Raw genomic sequence first — 6,369 nt, 5'->3', positions numbered from 1 at the left:
CCTCACCATCGATGCTGAGCACGGTGTGCTGGCCAACGACAGCGACCCGGACGGAGATGCCATTCACGTTGCATCAACCTCTTTCGGTTCCGATGGTGGAACACTGACCATGTGGACTGACGGTCGCTTCAGCTATCAGTCAGCGGCAGGATTCACCGGCACCGAGACCTTCACCGTCAACATTGCTGACTCATTTGGTGCAGTCTCGAGTGAAACACTGACCTTTAACGTGAATCAAACAACCCTGCAGGTGACCAACCTCGTACCAACAGCCAGCGGTTTCGATCTATTCTTCAATGGTCCGCTGAATGGGAGCGTGCTCAACCTCTACGACACCCAAACAGGCGGGCTGGGGGCTGCCGATATTACCCTGATCGGCTCCACCTCCGGTGCGGTCAAAGGGTCGATGGTGGTTGATGCCGCTGCCGGCAAGGTGCGATTCACCAAGACTGGTGGCCCCCTTGCCGCTGACACCTACACCGTCACCGCTCGCAGCGCGACGAATGGTTTTGCTACCCCATCAGGTCAGCTATTGGATGGAAATAGTGACGGGACTGCCGGAGACAACTATGTAGCCAGCTTTACTGTGGCTTCCTTCAGCGGGCGAACTTTGGAAATTGCCGACTTCATGCGTGGCCCAGGCCAGGAGGTTAACCTTCCAACAACAGGAGCTGACATCCCGATTACACTCAGTGACGGCAATGGAGTACAGAGCCTCTCATTCACCGTTCTATACAATCCTGCCTTGCTGACAATCCGTGGCGCAAGCGCCGGAACCTCATTGCCGACTAACAGTTCTGTGACTGCAACCATCACCTCAGGACGGGTTGATATCACTGTTACCGGCATCGGCACTCTCACCGCCGGCATCAAACAGATGGTCAAACTCGATGCTATCGTTCCTGATAATGCACCATACGGAGCAAAACATTTAATTGAGTTGACCAACGTACAGATCAATAGTGGGGCCTTGACTGCCAGGGGTGATAATGGCCTCCATCTCGTGGGCTACTCCGGTGAAACTTCAGGTAACGCTGCCTATAGTACCTTGGATGCCCAGCTGGCCTCTCGGGTAGTGGTCAGACTCGATAGCGGTTTTGCTGCTTACCCGAATGTCGATCCACTCATTGTGGCAGATGTCAACGCCAACGCAGAGCTTAACTCTCTTGATTCCACCACGATTCTTCGAGAAGCCGCTTGGTACACAACCGGAAATGCCGCTTATAACCGCCTAGAAATTGACCCGATCCCTGCTGGGGTAGTTCCTATTTTCTTTGGCGGACCAGACCCTAAAGTCACTATCCCCACCACCCTGACAGCGTCCAAGGGCTCAATAATACGAGTTCCGATCAACCTTGAACCACTGGAGCCGGCAAGTGGACTTCAAGCGGTGGAGATTCGCCTTAGCTATGACCCTCAGGTCTTACGAATCAAGTCCATCAACAGGGGCACTATTACCAGCTCCTTTGGATCCTTTATCAGCAGCGATAGCAATGGTATTTTACGGATTGACACCAGCAGCATGCTACCCTTGGGCGAGCTAGTAGCTGGCACCTTGGCCGAAATCGAATTTGAGGTCATTGGAGTGCCGGCGAATGGCAAATCGGTCCTTGATCTCCAGTGGGTCAACCTTAATGACGGGCATATGGTGCTTACGCCATTGCCGGTTCCAGGTGCCGATGAGGCCGATGGCCAAATCACCATAACCAAAGAGGAACCGAAAAATTCTTCCATCAATCCTTTCTTCAAATGGACTCGGTCACGCCAGACTAGCGAAGACAAGACAACCGATGAAGATGCAAAATCAATAATCCGCTTGGGAGAGACCACATCTCTTGGGGCGACACTTCCGATTGAGATTGCGCGCAACAAATCCTCAGCCTGGGTAAAGAACTTTGTCGATCAAAAATCTTCACTCCATAAAATATCAGGTTCGAATGCTCGAATCATGGTTAGTCTCCCCGTAAACAATCAAGCGACAGGAGGGGTAAAGGCCGCGAAGTAACCCTCGTCTTCAGTATTACAAGAAAAAAGCGCGCTGTTGATTAGACAGCGCGCTTTTTTCTTGTTCGTTTAAACCCCATCTGTTTTAGATAAGGGAGTCGGCTATCATTCATCTGCCCCCGAACAACTAAGCCGTTGTCATGAAATAACCTAGTCATTTGTTATAGTCGAATCGGCATAAGGAGCCGTAAAGGCACGATCAGCAATGCATAAGTTATTTTATGACAGTGACGGCTCCTAATTCTCGACTAACATATGGATCTGCCCCTCATGACCCTACGCCAAAAAAAAAGATTTTCTCTATTTTTTTTATTATCGGTTTGCCATCCGGCATCACACGCATCAGGGCTGAGTCTTGATGAAGCCGTAACTAACGCTCGAAACTCCTTACCTATCTATCAAGCTTCTCAACAAAAAGTCGCGGCCACAGAGGCTCTGTATACCGCATCACTCTCCCCCTACCTACCAACCATCGACGGATCGGCCAGCGAAAACCAGCACCATAGTTCAGCGGAAACATATAATTCAAAAAATTATAAAGTTGCTGTGTCGTACACGGTATTTGATGGCGGGAAGCGTCTGGCCAATCGAAAGATTGCGGGATCGAACCTCACTGTTGACCAACAGGAAACCAGAAAATCAGAGATAGAACTTGTATCCACTGTAACAACAGCCTTTTATTCTGCTATTGCTCAACGTGATATCGTAAAACAACGAAACCTGCAGTTTCAATTTGCCGAAAAAGATCACAATATCGCCAAAGGCAGACACAAACTGGGATATGTCAAACTCTCAGATGTGCTGCAGGCTTCAGTTCGACTTGAACAGGCTCGATTCAACATCATCGAAGCAGAAGGGGATTATAGAAAAGCGCTGTCAGAGCTCAACTCTCTCATGGGCCTCCCACTTCAAGATATCCATGACCTTACAGGCTCCATGAATGACGCTATTTCACCCCCTGATGAGAGCCAAATTAATGAAGCAGCAAAAAACCGCCCTGAAATTATTCAGGCAAGAACTGCCATTGATATCTCAAAAGATACCAAATTACTGGCAAAGAGCGCCTTTTATCCCGTCGTCTCAGCGAGCGCCGCCCATGATAAAAACGATTCAGAACTATACCAGACATCCTACCCTGAAGAGCAAATCATCGGTTTTTCGGCTAACTGGAATTTTTTTGAATGGGGGAAATACTACAAAGTTGTCGCTGCAAGACACGAGGTGAGCGCCGCTGAGTTGCGGCTACAGGAGGCACAGCGTAAAGTTCTACTCGATCTGAGTAAAGCAAAAGACGATTTCATTACCTCCTCGGACATGCTCAAGGTTGCCGACCAACAAATCGTCCACGCCGAACATAATTACAATCAAGCTCTTGGTGAATACAAAGCCGGCAAAGGTGATATCTTGTCCCTCGTGCAAGCTGAGAGCCTTTTAGCCGATGCCAAGGGCCAACTGATCACAGCTAAATTGGATGTGATTTTATCCAAAGTGCAATGGGAAAAAGTCGCAGGCCTGTCGGCATCGGACATTACTCAATAACTGATGGCGTCGCAAAAAGTCCGATCTACTGCGTTGCGGAGCATTTTTGTTCGTTCGGCATACCATATGTATGGCCTCACTCTCAAAAAAACCCCGCGCCTTGTATCTCGGCCCTTTTGCTTAGCCATCCCCGGACTTTTTGCGAGATTATCAATAACTGCCTCAACCTAAGAGATGCGGTTCAAGGCGTTTTCTGTACTGGAATCCTAACCTTGCACTTGATACCTGCCGAAATTTTCATTTCAGGATTCGCCAACTCAACACGCACGACAAAAGTTCCACTTGGCGCATCCGCGACTAGGTCAACTACACTAACAACGCCCTCGTACACAGCGCCCTCCGGAACCTCCGGCCTCACTTCAACAATGGTACCCTTGGTAATTTTACCCATCAATGCCAAGGGAGCTGCGATCTCTACATACAGTGGGTCGAGAGCTGCCAGTTTGAGGATAGGTTTTTTTTCTCCGGAACCAGCCACTACCACTGCGCCCGGATTGAGAAAACGCTCCACAACAACCCCGGAAAATGGACTTTTCAAGGTCCGAGCACTAAGAACTTCCTTGGCGCGCAATAACTCGAGTTCTGCAAGTTGCCTATTTTCCTTAGCTTCAACAAGTTGTGCTTCGGCAAGCTGCTGTTCTGCCTCTGCCTCTTCCTTGTCCGCCTGAGAGGCAAATTCTTCGCCATAAAGCTGAGACAGCCGTTTTTCTTTTCGCTCACTAAAATCACACCGCGCCATTGCCGATTGAATTGGAGCCTCCATTCTTGAACGAAACCACCACAATGCTGCCGTGGCCTCTTCCTGACCAGATTCCAACTTCACTAACGGCTGATCTTTTGTAACAAAATCTCCCCGCTCCACAGTAATCTCTTTTATGAGTCCTTCAACCGGGCTTCGTATCTCCACCGTTTGGTGAGGTTCGATCATAGCATCCAGTTCGACTGTTTCTGGTAAACCAGCTGCGATTACTGGACTCATCGCAACCCACATCAAAGCCAAACTGATACCAATGGTAAACAATTTCATACAATTCCCCTTCACCATTTCTTTCACAATCGAATGTGTCATGACAAAAAAACCGCTCTATTGGACCCCGGATCGAATAACCTCAATAAAGTTATTCTACACGCCCAGTGAAAGCCATCATCTTGTCCAGCCTCCTATCCGTTTCCAACGTATCCTTTCGTGAACGTGCATGACGTTGCTCCGCCGCCCATTGTGCTGCCCTGATCAACCACAAATAAAAACGTAACCCCATTATCTGATGGCACAAATGAAACAACCCCTGCACAACCTTAAGTTGACTATCAACAAATAATTTAACCAATTCATCTTCGATGGAGGCAATTGCAATACACGTTCCCGGGTCACCCTGCCGAGCGCAGCGGCCAAAAAGCTGCCGATCCACACGCCGCGAATCATGGAACTCGGTTAAGATCACATGCAAACCACTCTTCTCCTTTACTCCCAAAGCCAATTTTATGTCAGTCCCTCGCCCTGCCATATTTGTCGCAATAGTAATGCGCCCAAGTTCCCCTGCACGACTGATGATTTCCGCTTCATCCCTGTCCTGACGCGCATTAAGAACAACATGCGGCAGTAACGCCTCACTAAAAAGACGACTCAAATGCTCTGATGCCTCTACTGAACGGGTCCCAACGAGTATTGGCTGGTTCGTTTCATTATGCACTGCCATAACGTGATGCAACACCGCTTGCCATTTCGTCTCAACTGCCTGATGCATCTGAAAAGGTAAGTGCCGACGACAAAGGGGCCGATGCGTTGGAAGTCGAATGGTTTTTAATTCATAGACTGTCCACAATTCTTTTGCTACTTCGGCAGCAGTGCCGGTCATACCGGACAGCAATAAATACCGTCGAAAAAACCGCTGATAGGTTATCCTGGCGATCGTCTCCCGTTTATTGGTGATTGCACAATTTTCCTTAGCTTCGATCATCTGATGAAGCCCGCCCTCCCACGAGCGGTCCGGCATAATACGCCCGGTATATTCGTCGATAATCTGAATTTTCCCCTCAATATCAAGCAGATAATGACGATCTTTATGGTAACGATGGCAAGCTGCCAATGCAAGAGAGACCAATTCCTCTCTATTTTTTTTTACGCACCATATGCCCCCGGCAATCTCGCCCATGGCCTCCAGATGCTGCTTCCCTCTCTCTGTCAAGCCAATCGAGTAATCGCCCGGATCCAAGGTGAAATCCTCACCCTCTTTGAGGAAACCGGAGAGATCGAGCGCTTGGCTATAGATTTCTTTATCATTATCATGCCGACACCCCTTCTCACAGGAAATAATAAGAGGGGTCCGCGCCTCGTCGATCAAAACGCTGTCGGTTTCGTCAACTATGGCAAAGTGTAAACCACGCTGCAACAGCCGGTCTGACCGGCAATGACTTTGATAAAGACTCTCAAGCTGCAACTGCGCCCGGTTACTCCCACTCCCAAGGACCAACCGATCCTTGAGGTAATCAAAAACCAGTTCCTTGTTATTGCAGTAGGTTATATCACAATGATATGCCTTCTTACGCTCTGGTGGTTGCATCCCATGGATAATCTCGCCAACGGTAAGATTAAAAAATTGATACAGAGGCAACATTTCGGCAGCATCCCGCGAGACCAGATAATCGTTGACCGAGACAATATGCACTGGCATAGAGGCAAATGCCGCTGTACATGCAGGCAGTGTGGCGCAGAGTGATTTCCCCTCTCCAGTCGCCATCTCCGCCACAACACCCTGCAGCAAAGCCCATCCACCCATCATCTGGGTATCGTAATGACGTTTTCCAAGGGTCCGGTCTGACGCCTCT

General features: G+C 49.1%; 4 protein-coding genes. 2 read left to right on the top strand and 2 right to left on the bottom strand.

The window, feature by feature from the left end; genetic code table 11:
- Both FP815_06400 and FP815_06395 read left to right on the top strand, forming a co-directional pair.
- Nucleotides 1-2,005, top strand: a 2,005-nt coding sequence (locus FP815_06400; GenBank protein ID MBA3014570.1) for a hypothetical protein, incomplete at its 5' end; no start/stop codon positions are given.
- 254 nt (nt 2,006-2,259) lie between these two features.
- On the top strand, nt 2,260-3,543 hold the full coding sequence (locus FP815_06395; GenBank protein ID MBA3014569.1) for a TolC family protein: 1,284 nt from the start codon (nt 2,260-2,262) through the stop codon (nt 3,541-3,543).
- A 181-nt stretch (nt 3,544-3,724) separates the two neighbouring features.
- On the opposite strand, the gene FP815_06390 is transcribed toward FP815_06395, so the two are convergent.
- Both FP815_06390 and FP815_06385 read right to left on the bottom strand, forming a co-directional pair.
- The gene (locus tag FP815_06390) at nt 3,725-4,612 is read right to left on the bottom strand and encodes an efflux RND transporter periplasmic adaptor subunit (GenBank protein ID MBA3014568.1); all 888 of its coding nucleotides are present in this window, start codon (nt 4,610-4,612) and stop codon (nt 3,725-3,727) included.
- Nucleotides 4,613-4,661: 49 nt separating this feature from the next.
- The coding region (locus FP815_06385) for a prepilin peptidase (protein ID MBA3014567.1) at nt 4,662-6,369 on the bottom strand (1,708 nt) is incomplete at its 5' end.

The sequence above is a fragment of the Desulfobulbaceae bacterium genome (assembly GCA_013792005.1).
Taxonomy (GTDB): Bacteria; Desulfobacterota; Desulfobulbia; order Desulfobulbales; family VMSU01; genus VMSU01.
Note: the sequence above shows the minus strand (reverse complement) of the source record. Positions and strands in the feature narration are given on the sequence as shown.

Coding starts and splice junctions, on each gene's coding strand:
- FP815_06390 (MBA3014568.1), bottom strand. CDS start 4,612: ATGACACATTCGATTGTGAAAGAAATGGTGAAGGGGAATTGTATGAAA.
- FP815_06395 (MBA3014569.1), top strand. CDS start 2,260: ATGGATCTGCCCCTCATGACCCTACGCCAAAAAAAAAGATTTTCTCTA.